The organism is Mycobacterium scrofulaceum (genome assembly GCF_001667885.1).
GTDB lineage: Bacteria > Actinomycetota > Actinomycetes > Mycobacteriales > Mycobacteriaceae > Mycobacterium > Mycobacterium scrofulaceum_C.
In genome coordinates this window covers 19,371-33,779 of record NZ_LZJW01000012.1, presented here as the reverse complement: position 1 = coordinate 33,779, position 14,409 = coordinate 19,371, and the positions used below count along the sequence as shown (strand labels likewise).

Annotated in this window: 15 protein-coding genes; 6 read left to right on the top strand and 9 right to left on the bottom strand. The window is 70.9% G+C overall.

Annotated features, from left to right (window positions below):
• Positions 1–3: 3 nt before the first annotated feature.
• Both A5681_RS01030 and A5681_RS01025 read left to right on the top strand, forming a co-directional pair.
• Positions 4–777: a site-2 protease family protein gene (locus tag A5681_RS01030; RefSeq protein WP_067268728.1), complete on the top strand. Its 774-nt coding sequence runs from the start codon at positions 4–6 to the stop codon at positions 775–777.
• A gap of 40 nt (positions 778–817) precedes the next feature.
• On the top strand, positions 818–1,714 hold the full coding sequence (locus A5681_RS01025) for a cation diffusion facilitator family transporter (protein ID WP_067268727.1): 897 nt from the start codon (positions 818–820) through the stop codon (positions 1,712–1,714).
• A 5-nt stretch (positions 1,715–1,719) separates the two neighbouring features.
• Here the strand turns inward: A5681_RS01025 and A5681_RS01020 are convergent, their stop codons facing one another.
• A complete protein-coding gene (locus A5681_RS01020; RefSeq protein ID WP_067268769.1) occupies positions 1,720–2,133 on the bottom strand; it encodes a DUF3151 domain-containing protein in 414 nt (137 codons plus the stop codon).
• Positions 2,134–2,256: 123 nt separating this feature from the next.
• On the opposite strand from A5681_RS01020, the gene A5681_RS01015 reads away from it, so the two are divergent.
• Positions 2,257–3,084 carry a hypothetical protein gene (locus tag A5681_RS01015; RefSeq protein WP_067268726.1) on the top strand — a complete coding sequence of 276 codons (828 nt, stop codon included), beginning with the start codon at positions 2,257–2,259 and terminating at the stop codon, positions 3,082–3,084.
• Positions 3,085–3,168: 84 nt separating this feature from the next.
• Here the strand turns inward: A5681_RS01015 and fbaA are convergent, their stop codons facing one another.
• Positions 3,169–4,203, bottom strand: a complete 1,035-nt coding sequence (gene fbaA / locus A5681_RS01010; protein WP_067268725.1) for a class II fructose-bisphosphate aldolase — start codon at positions 4,201–4,203, stop codon at positions 3,169–3,171.
• Between the two features lie 86 nt (positions 4,204–4,289).
• Between fbaA and A5681_RS01005 the strand changes: the two genes are divergently transcribed.
• The gene (locus A5681_RS01005) at positions 4,290–4,991 is read left to right on the top strand and encodes a DedA family protein (protein WP_067268724.1); all 702 of its coding nucleotides are present in this window, start codon (positions 4,290–4,292) and stop codon (positions 4,989–4,991) included.
• Here A5681_RS01005 and A5681_RS01000 read toward each other — a convergent pair.
• Together A5681_RS01000 and A5681_RS00995 are read right to left on the bottom strand one after the other, a co-directional pair.
• The gene (locus tag A5681_RS01000) at positions 4,950–6,899 is read right to left on the bottom strand and encodes an acetoacetate--CoA ligase (RefSeq protein ID WP_067268723.1); all 1,950 of its coding nucleotides are present in this window, start codon (positions 6,897–6,899) and stop codon (positions 4,950–4,952) included. The genes A5681_RS01005 and A5681_RS01000 overlap by 42 nt on opposite strands.
• Positions 6,896–8,017, bottom strand: a complete 1,122-nt coding sequence (locus tag A5681_RS00995; RefSeq protein WP_067268722.1) for a glycoside hydrolase family 76 protein — start codon at positions 8,015–8,017, stop codon at positions 6,896–6,898. The genes A5681_RS01000 and A5681_RS00995 overlap by 4 nt, the downstream gene beginning before the upstream one ends.
• Positions 8,018–8,045: 28 nt before the next feature.
• Between A5681_RS00995 and A5681_RS00990 the strand changes: the two genes are divergently transcribed.
• Together A5681_RS00990 and eutC are read left to right on the top strand one after the other, a co-directional pair.
• Positions 8,046–9,452: an ethanolamine ammonia-lyase subunit EutB gene (locus A5681_RS00990; protein ID WP_067268721.1), complete on the top strand. Its 1,407-nt coding sequence runs from the start codon at positions 8,046–8,048 to the stop codon at positions 9,450–9,452.
• On the top strand, positions 9,452–10,237 hold the full coding sequence (eutC, locus tag A5681_RS00985) for an ethanolamine ammonia-lyase subunit EutC (protein ID WP_067268720.1): 786 nt from the start codon (positions 9,452–9,454) through the stop codon (positions 10,235–10,237). Before A5681_RS00990 ends, eutC begins: the two co-directional genes overlap by 1 nt.
• A 35-nt stretch (positions 10,238–10,272) precedes the next feature.
• Here eutC and A5681_RS00980 read toward each other — a convergent pair whose 3' ends face one another.
• The 5 genes from A5681_RS00980 to pyrE form a co-directional block, all read right to left on the bottom strand.
• On the bottom strand, positions 10,273–10,920 hold the full coding sequence (locus A5681_RS00980; RefSeq protein WP_067268719.1) for an SRPBCC family protein: 648 nt from the start codon (positions 10,918–10,920) through the stop codon (positions 10,273–10,275).
• 54 nt (positions 10,921–10,974) lie between these two features.
• Positions 10,975–12,117: an XdhC family protein gene (locus A5681_RS00975; RefSeq protein WP_067268718.1), complete on the bottom strand. Its 1,143-nt coding sequence runs from the start codon at positions 12,115–12,117 to the stop codon at positions 10,975–10,977.
• 168 nt (positions 12,118–12,285) lie between these two features.
• Positions 12,286–12,960 (bottom strand): TrmH family RNA methyltransferase, encoded by a 675-nt coding sequence (locus A5681_RS00970; protein ID WP_067268768.1) that lies wholly within the window; start codon positions 12,958–12,960, stop codon positions 12,286–12,288.
• Positions 12,957–13,856, bottom strand: coding sequence for a hypothetical protein (locus A5681_RS00965; protein ID WP_067268717.1), 900 nt, complete (start codon positions 13,854–13,856; stop codon positions 12,957–12,959). Before A5681_RS00965 ends, A5681_RS00970 begins: the two co-directional genes overlap by 4 nt.
• Positions 13,857–13,869: 13 nt before the next feature.
• Positions 13,870–14,403 (bottom strand): orotate phosphoribosyltransferase, encoded by a 534-nt coding sequence (gene pyrE / locus A5681_RS00960; RefSeq protein WP_419866285.1) that lies wholly within the window; start codon positions 14,401–14,403, stop codon positions 13,870–13,872.
• Between the last annotated feature and the right edge of the window lie 6 nt (positions 14,404–14,409).

Sequence of the window (14,409 nt, the reverse complement as noted above, 5' to 3'; positions counted from 1 at the left end):
CCGGTGAACCTGCCCGGCCGGCGCGAATCGGTGCGACCCAGCCCCATCTTCCTGGCCCTGCTGGCCGTGACGGCGGCCGGCGGCGCGCTGGCCTGGCTGGCCGGGACGAGCGTGCGGCCGATGGCGTACGTCGGGGTGTTCACCTTCGTCATCGCCGGCTGGCTGGTGTCGCTGTGCCTGCACGAATTCGGGCACGCGGTCACCGCCTGGCGTTTCGGCGACCACGACGCCGCGGTGCGCGGCTACCTGACGCTGGACCCGCGGCGCTACAGCCATCCGGCGCTGTCGCTGCTGCTGCCGATGGTGGTGATCGCGCTGGGCGGGATCGGGCTGCCGGGCGCCGCCGTGTACCTGCGGACGTGGTTCATGACACCGAACCGCCGCACCCTGGTCAGCCTCGCGGGACCGGCGGCCAACCTGGTGCTGGCGGTGCTGCTGCTCACGCTCACGCGGCTGCTGTACGACCCGGCCCACGCGGTGCTCTGGGCCGGGGTGGCCTTCCTGGGCTTCCTGCAGCTGACCGCGGTGGTGCTGAACGTGCTGCCCATCCCGGGCCTGGACGGCTACGACGCGCTGGAACCGCACCTGAGCCCCGAGACCCAGCGCGCGGTGGCGCCGGCCAAGCAGTGGGGCCTGTTCATCCTGCTGTTCCTGCTGTTGCCGGCGGGCCATTGGTTTTTCGCGGCCGTGCTCTGGCTGTTCGAGTTCTCGGGGGTGCCGACGTGGCTGGTGTCGGCGGGCAACGTGCTGACCCGCTTCTGGAGCCGCTGGTTCTGACCCTTGCCATATATGCGTGAATCCGCATATATTGCTCGCCATGGGCGCCGGCCACAATCACAGTCCCGCCGAGACCGATGGGTCCCGGCTGATCCCCCGCATGATCGCCGCCGCCGCGATCCTGGCGGCGTTCTTCGTCATCGAGCTGACCACCTCTTTGCTGATCAACTCGATCGCGCTGCTGGCCGACGCTGGCCACATGCTGACCGACGTCGTCGCCGTCTTCATGGGCCTGGCCGCCGTCACCCTGGCCCGCCGCGGCAGCTCGTCGCCGTCGCGGACCTACGGCTGGCACCGGGCCGAGGTGTTCACGGCGGTCGCCAACGCGGGGCTGCTGATGGGGGTATCCCTGTTCATCCTGTGGGAGGCGATCCAGCGACTGAAGGAAACGCCGTCGATCCCGGGCGTGCCGATGATCGTGGTCGCGCTGGCCGGCCTGCTCGCCAACCTCGTCGTCGCGCTGCTGCTGCGGTCGCACTCCGGGCAGAGCCTGGCGGTCAAGGGCGCCTACATGGAGGTGGTCGCCGACAGCGTCGGCAGCCTGGGCGTGCTGATCGCCGGCATCGTCACCGTCACGACCCGCTGGCCGTACGCCGACGTGGTGGTGGCCGTGCTGGTCGCGCTATGGGTACTGCCGCGGGCGATCTCGCTGGCGCGCGACGCGTTGCGGATCCTCTCCGAATCGTCGCCCACCCACATCGACGTGGAGGAGCTGCGCTCGGCGCTGGGCGCCGTCGACGGCGTGACCGAGGTGCACGACCTGCACGTGTGGACGTTGTCGCCCGGCAAGGACATGTGCACCGCGCACCTGCGCAGCACCGGCGACTCCGCCCGCATCCTGCAGGACGCCCGCACCGTGCTGTCGGCGCGCGGGCTGGAGCACGCGACCGTGCAGATCGACGGGCCCGGCGAAGCGGCGTGTTCGGAAAGCTTCTAGAGCCTTTAGAGCCCCAGCGCCGGTCGCGCCTCGGGGTCGCAATCGTCGAGCAGGTCCAGGCAGCGCTGGAACTCGTCGGTTTCGCCGATCGTGTCGGCGGCCCGCGCCAGCGCGGCCACGCAGCGCAGGAAGCCGCGGTTGGGCTCGTGCGCATACGGCACCGGACCAAAGCCCTTCCAGCCGTTTCGCCGCAGCTGGTCCAGACCGCGGTGATAGCCGGTGCGGGCATACGCGTACGCCGTGATGGCCTGCTCGTCGGCCAGCGCCTGCTCGGCCAGCGCCGCCCAGGCCACCGACGCCGACGGGTGCGCGGCGGCGACGATCGCGGGCTTCTCACCGGCGAGCAGTTCCGCCTCCGCGTCGGGATCGCCCGGCAACAGGGTCGGGTCGGGTCCGAGCAAGTCTCGTGGCGGCGTCATGATGCCCATTCTGCAGCTCCCGAATTTCGCCGGGGCGGCGGACCTCGACCATCGCCCCATCGAGGGGGGCGGGTCGCTAAGCTCTCCAACTACCCCACCCGATAGCGGAGGACAGCAGCACTCATGCCCCAGCCACCCGAGCCTGACCGCGGCATGCCGAACGCGCCCGGGCACGAATGGGCCGCGCAATCAGGCGAAGACGCGACCGAGGGCGTCCCGCTGGTGCCGAGCGACTCCGAGACCGAGACCGTCGTGATCCGCCCCGATTCGGGCGGCGACCCGGGGGCCGCGGGCGACGACGCGGACGCCCTGCAGCGCGAGCGCCGCTTCACCGCGCCCGGATTCGACGCCAAAGAGACCACGGTGATCGCCACCACCCCCGAGCCCGCCACCGAGGTCTTCTCGACCCCTCCCGAGGGCCAGACCGCGCAACTCGGTACTCCCCCCAAACCCGCTGTGCCGCAGTCGATTCCGCCCCGGCTCGGCGGAAAGCTGCGTACGTCCCGGCAGATCAACTGGGGTTGGGTGCTGGCGCTGGTGGTGATCGTGCTGGCGCTGGCCGCGATCGCGATCCTGGGCACGGTGCTGCTCACCCGCGGCAAGCACACGAAGGTGTCCCAGGAGGACATGGTCCGCACGACCATCCAAAGCTTCGACACCGCGATCCAAAAGGGCGACCTGACGACGCTGCGCACCATCACCTGCGGCAACACCCGTGACGGCTACGCGGACTACGACGAGCACTCGTGGGACGAGACCTATCGCCGGGTCTCGGCGGCCAGGCAGTATCCGGTGATCGCCAGCATCGACCAGGTGGTGGTCAACGGCCAGCACGCCGAAGCCAACGTCACCACGTTCATGGCCTACGACCCGCAGGTCCGTTCCACCCGCAGCCTGGATCTGCAGTACCGCGACGACCAGTGGAAGATCTGCCAGTCCCCCAGCGGCTAGGGGTGCGCCGTTGGCCGAGTGTGAAGCTAGCTTCACGCTGGGCGCCGAGTGTGCGGCTAGCTTCACACTCGAGCGGCCGGGCCGCTAGGTGCCGAGGGACTTGCCGGCGCAGTGCAGGTCCTCGCAGGCCTCCACCACGCGCTCGCTCATCGAGGCCTCACCCTTCTTGAGGTAGCTGCGCGGGTCGTAGGCCTTCTTGTTGCCGACCTCGCCGTCGACCTTGAGCACGCCGTCGTAGTTGGTGAACATGTGCCCGGCGACGGGGCGGGTGAACGCGTACTGGGTGTCGGTGTCGACGTTCATCTTCACCACGCCGTAGCGCAGCGACTCCTCGATCTCGGACTTCAGCGAGCCCGATCCGCCGTGGAAGACGAAGTCGAACGGCTTGGCATCCTCGGGCAGCCCCAGCTTGGCCGCGGCCACCCGCTGCCCCTGGGCCAGAATGTCGGGGCGCAGCTTGACGTTGCCCGGCTTGTAGACGCCGTGCACGTTGCCGAACGTGGCGGCCAGCAGATACTTGCCGTGCTCGCCGTGGCCCAGCGCGTCGATGGTCTTCTCGAAATCCTCCGGCGTGGTGTACAGCTTGTCGTTGATCTCGTGGGCGACGCCGTCCTCCTCGCCGCCCACCACGCCGATCTCGATCTCCAGGATGATCTTGGCGGCCGCGGCCTCCTTGAGCAGTTCCCGCGCGATGGCCAGATTCTCGTCGAGCGGCACCGCCGAGCCGTCCCACATGTGCGACCCGAACAACGGGTCCTGGCCCGCGGCCACCCGCCGGGCGGAGATCTGCAGCAGCGGCCGCACGTAGCTGTCCAACTTGTCCTTGGGGCAGTGGTCGGTGTGCAGCGCGACGTTGATCGGGTACTTGGCCGCGATCACCCGGGTGAACTCGGCCAGCGCCACCGCGCCGGTCACCATGTCCTTCACCCCGAGGCCGGACGCGAACTCCGCACCGCCGGTGGAGAACTGGATGATGCCGTCGCTGCCGGCGTCGGCGAATCCCTTGATCGCGGCGTTGACGCTCTCGGATCCGACGCAGTTGATGGCCGGGAAGGCGTACGAGTTTTCCTTGGCGCGGCCCAGCATCTCGGCGTAGACCTCGGGCGTGGCGATGGGCATTCCGATCTCCTCTGCTGCGGCCGGGTGCACCCAGTATCGTCCAGGATGGTCAAGGGCTCACCCCGAAGCCGGTATCTTGAAAGATCATGAGCACCGCCGTGACGGCCCTGCCCCACATCTTCGACCCGATGTACTGGTTGGGCGCCGACGGCGTCTTCGGCTCGGCGGTTCTGCCCGGCATCCTGGTCATCGTCTTCATCGAGACCGGGCTGCTGTTTCCGCTGCTGCCCGGCGAGTCGCTGCTGTTCACCGGCGGCCTGCTGGCCGCGCACCCGAACCCCCCGGCAAGCATCTGGGTGCTGGCCCCGGCCGTCGCGCTGGTGGCGATTCTCGGCGATCAGACCGGCTATTTCATTGGCCGGCGGATCGGCCCCGCCCTGTTCAAGAAGGAAGACTCCCGGTTCTTCAAGAAGCACTACGTGACCGAGTCGCACGCGTTCTTTGAAAAATACGGGCCGTGGGCGATCATCCTGGCCCGGTTCGCGCCGTTCGTGCGGACGTTCGTCCCACCGGTCGCCGGGGTGTCCTACATGCGCTACCCGGTGTTCCTGGCCTTCGACATCGTCGGCGGCATCCTGTGGGGCGGCGGCGTGACGCTCGCGGGCTACTTCTTGGGCAACGTGCCGTTCGTGCACCACAACCTGCAGAAGATCCTGCTGGTCATCCTGCTCGTCTCGCTGATGCCGGCGTTCATCGCGGCCTGGCGCAGCTACCGGGGACGCCGGCATGCGGCGGCCGAACCGGAGTCAGGACACCCGACTTCTGCGGTACGCAACGAAAGCGTCTAGCAGTTCCGGCCGGTCGATCGAACTCTGCTGCACCGCCTCGCCGGGCGCCGCGCCCAACAGAATCCGCTTGATCGGGATCTCCAGCCGCTTGCCGGTCAGCGTGCGCGGTATGCCCGGCACCGCCAGGATGTCGTCGGGCACGTGGCGCGGGGAGGCGTGCTGACGGATGGCCGCGACGATCCTGGACCGCAACCCGTCGTCGAGCTCGGCGCCGTCGGCCAGGGCCACGAACAACGGCATCCAGTAACCGCCGTCGTCCTGCTCGACACCGACCACCAGGCAGTCGCCGACCTCGGGCATGCCCTCCACCGCGGTGTAGATCTCGGCGCTGCCCATCCGCACGCCCATCCGGTTCAGGGTGGCGTCCGAACGGCCATGCACCACAACGGATCCCCGGTCGGTGATGGTGATCCAGTCGCCGTGACACCAGACGCCCGGATACTTCTCGAAGTAGGCGGCGCGATACCGGCTGCCGTCGTCGTCGTTCCAGAAGAAGACCGGCATCGAGGGCATCGGCTTGGTGATCACCAGCTCGCCCTCTTCACCGATCACCGGATGGTTTGCGCCGGACCAGGCTTCGATGGCCGCGCCCAGGCAGATGCAGGACAGTTCGCCGGCCATCACCGGCAGGATGGCGCAGCCGCCGATGAAGGCCGTGCAGACGTCAGTGCCACCGCTCATCGAGATCACCGGCACCGGCCGGCCGAGTCCCTCATGCACCCAACGGAACCCGGAGGCGGGCAGCGGCGAACCGGTGGAACCCACCGCGCGCAGCCCGTCCAGCGGGTACGTGGCCCCGGGCTTGAGCCCCTTCTTGGCGCAGGCCAGCAGGTAGCCCGCGCCGGCGCCGAGGACGTTGACACCGCTTTCGGCGGCGACCCGCCAGAGCCCGTCGGTGCCCAAATGCGTTGGGCTGCCGTCGTAGAGCACGATCGTGGTGTCGACGAGCAGCCCGGACAGCAGCAGGTTCCACATCATCCAGCTGGTCGACGAGTACCACAGGAAGCGCTCGCCGGCGTGCAGATCCAGTTGCAGGCTCAGGTATTTCAGGTGCTCGATGACCGTGCCGCCGTGACCGTGCACGATGCCCTTCGGCTTGCCGGTGGTGCCGGAGGAAAACATCACCCACAGCGGGTGCGCGAACGGCACGGCCGTGATCTGAAGCTCGGCGTCGGATTCCACCGCCGCCGCCCACGGCACGGTGTCGCCGGCGGTCTCGAGCCCGAGCCGCGGCACCACCACGGTGGCCCGCAGGCTGGGCATCGCCCGGCGGATCGTGTCCAACTCCGCGCGCCGGTCGATGCGCTTGCCGTCGTACACCGACCCGTCGGTGGCCACCAGCACGGCCGGCTCCACCTGGCCCAACCGGGCGATGACGCCGTCGACGGCGACGTCCTGGTTGCAGACCGCCCAGATGGCGCCGACGCTGGCGGCGGCCAGTGCCGCGACGGCGGCCTCGCCGACGTTGGGCAAGTAACCGACGACGGCGTCCCCGGGCCGCACGCCGAGGCCGCGCAAGTAGGCCGCGAACGCGCCGGTCTCGCGGCGCAGCCGCGCCCACGACCACTCGGACGCGCCGTCCTCGCCCACGACGATCATCGCGGGGCGCTCGTCGGTGGCGTGCCGGAAGATCTCGGTGGCGTAGTTGAGGGTGGCGCCGGGGAACCACTCGGCGCCGGGCATCGAACGGTTGCCCAGCACCGCGCGCGGCGGGCTGCTCGCCTGGATGTCGAAGTAGTGCCACACGGCGTCCCAGAACCACTCGATGTCGTCCACGGACTTGCGCAGGAGCGCGTGGTAGTCGCCGAACCGGCCGCGGCCCGTCTCGGCGAGCCACGCCATGAAGTGGGTGAGGTTGGCCCGGGCCAGGGTGGCCTCGTCGGGAATCCAGCTGCCGGGCTCGGTCATGTCGCGCTCCCTGCCGTCACGGCGGTGACGTTACAGGCGGCCTCCATCAGCATCCAGCCCGACAGCTGCACCGACAGGTCCCGCTCGGCGACCTCGGAACTGTTCACCGCGCCCGCGACGAACTGTGCCTCCCCGCCCTCCGCGCTGGGCAGCTGGGCGTCGCGGTCCCAGAACGGGCCGAACAGCGGCAGCCCGTCGACCGTCTGCCGGTAGTCCCATGCCGACTTCGCGCTGGCCAGCACGATCCGCCGGGCGGTGTCGCGGGCCGCGGCGTCGTCGGCCGAATCCCCCGGCAGGGTGGTGGCGACCAGCGCCAGGTAGCGGGCGGTGATGCCGGAGAACAGGCCGCCGTCCCCGCCGCCGGCGCCGGTCAGCACGCCCGTCGGTGCCATATGGTCGGCGACGGCCGCGACCAGCCGATGCACCCGCGGGGCGTGCCGATCGTCGTGGGTGCGGGCCGCGAGTTCGGTTTCCAGGCCGAGCACCACGCCCTGGCAATAGGTGTACTGGGCGCGGACCAGGGACCCGCCCTTGATGCCGTCGAACACCAGGTGGGTCTCCGGGTCGATCAGCGTCTCGTCGATCCAGTCGGCCATCTGCTGGGCGCGCCGCATCCTCTCGCCGTAGCGGGCCAGGAAGATTCCCGCCGGGCCGTTGGCGGGGGCGTTGAAGAACTGGTCCTGCTTGCGCCACGGGATGCCGCCGCCGTCCTCGGGCACCCACGCGTTCAGGAATTGGTCGGCGAGCTTGGGCAGCGCGCGATGGCGCTCGACCCCGGCGATCCGGGCGGCGCGTTCCAGCGCCAGCGCCAGCCAGGCCATGTCGTCGTAGTAGCCGTTGGTCCAGCGAAAGTTGTTGCGCAGCCGGTGCGTACGAACCTGCCGGTTGATCCTGGTGTGCCGCCGGGGCTGCGGGTCGCGCAGCTGCGCGTCGACCAGGCAATCCAGCAGGTGCGCCTGCCACCAGTAGTGCCAGGTGCCGAACAGCCGGTCCCGCCGCGTCGACGGCCACGCCACCACGCCCAGCTGCGTTGCGGGCAGCCCCCACAGGCGCCTGAGGTGCCGTTGCGTGACGGCGGCCTCGGAGCTGGCCGCCCGGTTGACCCACAGCTGATCCATAGTCCCCGATCCTGCCTCATACTGATATATGCGCTACCGGCAAACCATTTCGGGGACCACGCACACCTTCTCCGGCCTGGTCGACGTGCTGGCCAAGGCGACGCCGTTGCGTTCCGGCGACCAGCTGGCGGGGTGCGCCGCCGGATCCGACGCCGAACGGGCCGCGGCCGCGTGGCTGCTGGCCGACATACCGCTGGCGACATTCCTGAACGACGTGGTGGTGCCGTACGAGACCGACGAGGTCACCCGGCTCATCATCGACGGCCACGACGCCGACGCGTTCGGCCCGGTCGCCGGCTTGACCGTCGGCGGCTTCCGCGACTGGCTGCTGGAGGCGGCGTCCCACGCCGACGGCGCGCAGCGGATCGCCGCGATCTCCCCGGGCCTGACGCCGGAAATGGTTGCCGCGGTGTCGAAGATCATGCGCAACCAGGATTTGATCCTGGTGGCCGCCGCGGCGACGGCGACCGCGGCCTTCCGGACCACGATCGGGTTGCCGGGCACGCTGGCCACCCGGCTGCAACCCAACCACCCCACCGACGACCCGCGCGGGATCGCCGCGGCGCTGCTCGACGGGCTGCTGATGGGTTGCGGCGACGCGGTGATCGGCATCAACCCGGCGACCGACTCGCCGCACGCGGCGTCCGACCTGCTGCACCTGCTCGACGACATCCGGCAGCGGTTCGCGATTCCGGTCCAGTCGTGCGTGCTGTGCCACGTCACCACCACGATGGAGCTGATCGAGCGGGGCGCGCCCGTCGACCTGGTTTTCCAGTCGATCGCCGGCACCGAGGGCGCCAACGCCTCGTTCGGCACCTCGATTCCGATGCTGTTGGAGGCCAACGAGGCCGCCCGTTCGCTGAACCGCGGGACCGTCGGGGACAACGTCATGTATTTGGAGACGGGGCAGGGTGCGGCGCTGTCGGCCGGTGCGCATCTCGGCGTGGGCAACAGGCCGGTCGATCAGCAGACGCTGGAGGCCCGCGCCTACGCGGTGGCCCGGGCGCTGCAGCCGCTGCTGATCGACACCGTGGTCGGCTTCATCGGGCCGGAGTACCTATACGACGGCAAGCAGATCATCCGCGCCGGGCTGGAGGACAACTTCTGCGGGAAACTGCTCGGCCTGCCGATGGGCGTCGACGTCTGCTACACCAACCACGCCGAGGCCGACCAGGACGACATGGACACGCTGCTCACCCTGCTGGGCGTGGCGGGCACCGCGTTCGTCATCACCGTTCCCGGCGCCGACGACATCATGCTCGGCTATCAGAGCCTGTCCTTTCACGACGCGCTGTACGTGCGAAAAGCGTTGGGACTGCGGCCCGCTCCCGAATTCGAAGCCTGGCTGGCCGGCCTGGGCATGGCCGACGCGGACGGCCGGATCCTGCCCGTCGACCCCGCGACGTCGCCGCTGCGCGCGCTGGCAGCCGGCTGATGACCGACCCCGAACCCCCGGACGTCTGGGCTCCGCTGCGGGCGACCACGCAGGCGCGGATCGGGCTCGGACGGGCGGGAGACTCGCTGCCGACCCGGCGCGTCCTGGAGTTCCAGGCCGCGCACGCCGCGGCGCGCGACGCCGTGCACGAACCCCTCGACGTCGACGACCTCGTCGAACGGCTCCGCGCCGTCGGCGCCGGGGAGCCGCTGCGGGTGCGCAGCCGGGCCTCCTCGCGCGGCGAGTACCTGCGCCGGCCCGACCTCGGCCGCAGCCCCGCCGACCTGTCGGGTCTGCCAAAGACCAACGCGGACATCGGGATTGTGCTCGCCGACGGCCTCTCGCCCCGCGCGCTGACCGACCACGCCGCGGGGATGGTCGAGGCGCTGGTGCGCGAATTCGACGGCCGGTACACGATCGCCCCACTGGTCGTCGCGACCCAGGCGCGCGTCGCGCTGGGCGATCACATCGGCCAATCCCTGGGCGTCACAACGGTTCTCGTGTTGATCGGCGAACGGCCGGGGCTGTCGGTCGCCGACAGCCTGGGCATCTATCTGACACACCGGCCCGCCCCGGGGCGCACCGACGCCGACCGCAACTGCGTCTCCAACATCCATCCGCCCGACGGCCTGGACTACCCGGCGGCCGCGGCGGTCACCGCGGCGTTGGTCGCCGGCGCCCGCGAACTCGGCCGCTCGGGGGTCGCCCTGAAGGACACCACGCGTGCGGCGATTGACGCATCCCCGTCGCCTTCCGGCATTTCCCCTGCGCCGCAACCGGATTGAGCCATTCCGGCGCCGCGCTGGGCATGATCGCGGCGCTAACGCCTGCGGCCGAGCAGCCAACCCAAAACCAGCCCGGCCAGCACGGCCAGCACCAGCGGGGCGTACTTCGTGAGCTGGTCCCCACCGGCGAGGTCGAGCAGGTCGATCGGTTCGGGCTCGGCGGCGGGGGCCGCGTGTCGCGGCTCCGGGACGCGCCCGACCTGCGCGGGTCCCTCCGGCGTGGCCGGCGCGGCCACGCTCTGCGACGCCAATTCGGCTTCCAGCGATTCCACGAACTGGCCCAGCAGCTTCTCCGACACCTGCTGCAGCATGCCGCTGCCGAACTGGGCCAGCTTGCCCGCGATCTTGAGGTCGGTGTCGACGGTGACGCCGGTGCGTCCCCCGTCCTCGTGCAGCTGGGCGGTGACCGTCGCGGCCGCGTTACCGGTTCCGCGGGTCTCCTTACCCTTGGCGTCGATCACCGCGCGGTACTGGGCGCGGTCGTGCTCCACGAAACGCACCTTGCCGCTGAACTCGCTGGTGACCGGCCCGACCTTCACCTTGACCTTGCCGAGGTAGTCGTCGCCCTCGTGGCCGGTCAACGCCGCCCCGGGCATCAGTGGGATGACCTGCTCCAGGTCGCTCAGCACGTCCCAGGCCTGATCGATGGGGGCGCTGACGGTGAACTGGTTCGCGATCTTCATCCCGGGATCCTCTCGTGTGCGACGACGACGTCGACCACCAGCCTACGGGTGGCACTACGGACGTAGAGTCGGGTCTCCCGCGTCGTGGTGGATCCGCCCGGCGAGCTGGGCCAACGGGCGGCCCCCGCCGCCCCAGCGCCTGGCGATGATGTCGGCGGCGATCGAGACCGCGGTCTCCTCCGGGGTGCGCGCGCCGAGGTCCAACCCGATCGGGCTGGACAGCCGGCTCAGCTCGGCGTCGGTCAGCCCGGCGGCCTTGAGCCGGGCGACGCGGTCGTCGTGGGTGCGACGCGACCCCATGGCGCCGACGTAGCCGACCTCGGGCAGCCGCAGCGCCACCTCGAGCACCGGCACGTCGAACTTGGGGTCGTGCGTCAGCACGCAGACCACCGTGTGGCGATCGACGGCGCCCGCCCCGGCCTGGGTGGCGAGGTAGCGGTGGGGCCAGTCGACGACGACGTCGTCGGCCGTCGGGAACCGCGCCCGGGTGGCGAACACCGGGCGGGCGTCGCACACGGTGACCCGGTAACCGAGGAACGAACCCTGCCGCGCCAGCGCCGCGGCGAAGTCGATCGCGCCGAACACCAGCATCCGCGGCGGCGGCGCGTAGCTGGACACGAAGACCTCCATGCCGTCGCCGAGCCGCTGCCCGTCGGGCCCGTACTCGAGCACCTCGCTACGGCCCAGCGCGAGCAGGCCGCGCGCATCGTCGGCGACCGCGGCGTCGGCGCGCGCCGAACCGAGCGACCCCGCCATCCCGTCGGGCCGGATCACGACCCGACGGCCGACCCGGGCCGGGTCGGGGTGGGCGATGACGGTGGCGGTGGCCACCGCGCGGCGCTCGGCGATGTCGTCGGCGACGGCGTCGAGGTCGGGAAACGAGGCGCAGGAGACCGGCTCGACGAACACATCGATCACGCCGCCGCACGTCAGGCCTACGGCGAACGCGTCGTCGTCGCTGACCCCGTAGCGTTGCAGCCGCGGCGCGCCGGTTCTCGCCGCCTCGGTGGCGAGGTCGTAGACCGCCCCCTCTACGCAGCCGCCCGACAGGGACCCGGTGACCGAGCCGTCCGGCGCGACCACCATCGCGGCGCCCGGCGGCCGCGGCGCGGAGCGGAAGGTGCGCACCACCGTGCCCAGCCCGGCCGTGTCGCCGGCGCGCCAGATCGACATCAGCTCCGCAAGCACGTCACGCACCCTCTCAACGTAGGCGGGCGACCGTTCCGCGGCTCGACTTCGGGTCCAATTTCGGGCCCGGGCGTCTGGTGTGCGTCGTTGGCTCTGAGCGTGCGCCCATGGCGGCGACACGCCGAGAATCCCCGCCCTGAACGCACATTCGATGCGCGAGCCGGGAAGAAGACGCCGCTACCACGCGTCGGACAGGTCCGCGTGCTGCCGGACCCAGGCGTGCATGGCGATCCCCGCGGCGACGCCGGCGTTGATGCTGCGGGTCGAGCCGAATTGGGCGATCGACACCGCCATCGCGGCGCCCGCACGGATGTCGTCGGTGATGCCGGGGCCCTCCTGACCGAACACCAGCAGGCATTCCCGCGGCAGCGCGGTCTCCTCGAGCCGCGTCGCCCCCGGGACGTTGTCCACCGCGACCACCGTCAGCCCGGCGTCGGCGGCGAAGCCCAACAGTTCTTCCGTGCTGTCGTGATGGCACAGCCGCTGATAGCGGTCGGTCACCATGGCGCCGCGGCGATTCCACCGCCGCCGGCCCACGATGTGCACGGTGTGCACCGCGAAGGCGTTGGCGGTGCGCACCACCGAGCCGATGTTGGCGTCGTACCCGAAGTTCTCGATCGCGACGTGCAGGGGATGGCGGCGCCGATCGATGTCGGCGATGATCGCCTCGCGCGTCCAGTACCGGTAGGCGTCGACGACGTTGCGAGTGTCGCCCTCGCGCAACAGGACTGGGTCATATCGCGGGTCGTCGGGCAGCTCACCCGGCCACGGCCCCACACCGGCGGCCGGCGCGGCCCATTCGGTCGGCCCAGGCGCATGCCCAGGCCCCGGCCCCGGCCTCGGTTCGGTCATCGCGGCGTCCACACCCCGGCGTGCGTGCCGTCGACCGCCACCGTCGCGTAGAGCAACGCCTCGTTGATCTCGCCCTGCGTGCACAGCGACGCGCTGACGTGCACCGCGTCCAGCGAGGCGTCGGGCAGGATCAGCACCGACGACCCGTACGCCGTGCAGGCCGGGTTCAGCCCGGCGCCGGGCAGGGTCGGGGACGCGAGCAGCATCAGCGGGCCGCCGCGGCGGGCCGATTCGTCGCGATACCGGGCGGCGAGCCCGTCGGCCTCCAGGCCCAGCAGCATGTAGCCGCTGCCGCTGAACGCCGCGGGGTCGCCGAGCTGCGCCTTGGTCACCGGGGCGCCGTCGGCGCGCCAGGCGGACAGGCTGACGGTCTTGACCGACAGGCCGGTGTCGTTGGCGTTGGTGGGCATCAGTCCCACCGGGAACGCCGCCGGGTAGGCGGCCGAGCTGTTGGGGATCCGGTCGCGCGGCGAGTACGTGTACACGCCGCGGACCTGGCTGCGATCCTTAAGCGGCCCAAGGCAAACCGTCCCGGAGAGCCGGTCGCCGGAAGCCGACAGCGGCGAGTGGACGTCGGGCGCCTTGCCGGTCGGGCGGTCGCAACTGCCGAGCCCGTTGGACTCCATCGGGTGCGACAGCGCGCCGTAGAGGCCGAACCGAATGTCCTCGGGTTTGGCGTGCGGCGCCTGCGGGTTGGCCGCGGAGGCGTCGACGTCGATCAGCACGTAGTCGCCGTCCCAGCGCAGGTTCGACACCGCCATGTTCCAGCCCAGCAGCGACAGCGATTCCCCGAACCGCGCGCCCTGGGCGCCATAGGGACGGACCGGCTGGCCGGGGCCCGAACAGCCCGTCAGGAGGGCCAGCACGCAGGCCGCTATCGCGAGGAAGGTGCGCACAGCGGTGACGGGCCTAGCCCAGCCCCAGATCGGCGAGGCCCAGCACGCTGCGGTACGGCAGACCCTCGGCCTCGATGGCCTCGGCCGCGCCGGTGGAGCGGTCCACCACCGTGGCCACGCCGACCACGTGTCCGCCGGCCTCTTGGACGGCGCGCACCGCGGTCAGCGCCGACGCGCCCGTGGTGCTGGTGTCCTCCACGACCAGCACCCGCTTGCCGGCGACCTCGGAGCCCTCGATAAGGCGTTGCAGCCCATGGGTTTTCGCCGACTTGCGCACCACGAACGCGTCGATCGGGCGTCCCGGCGCGTGCATGACGGCGGTGGCGACCGGGTCGGCGCCCAGGGTGAGGCCGCCGACCACCGCGTAATCCCAGTCGCGGGTGAGGTCGCGCATCAGCGTGCCGATCAGGGCCGACGCCCGGTGGTGCAGGGTCGCGCGGCGCAGGTCGACGTAGTAGTCGGCCTCCTTGCCCGACGACAGCGTCACCTTGCCGTGCACCACCGACAGCCGGCGCACCAGATCGGCCAGCTCGTCGCGCAGGTCAATGTGTGC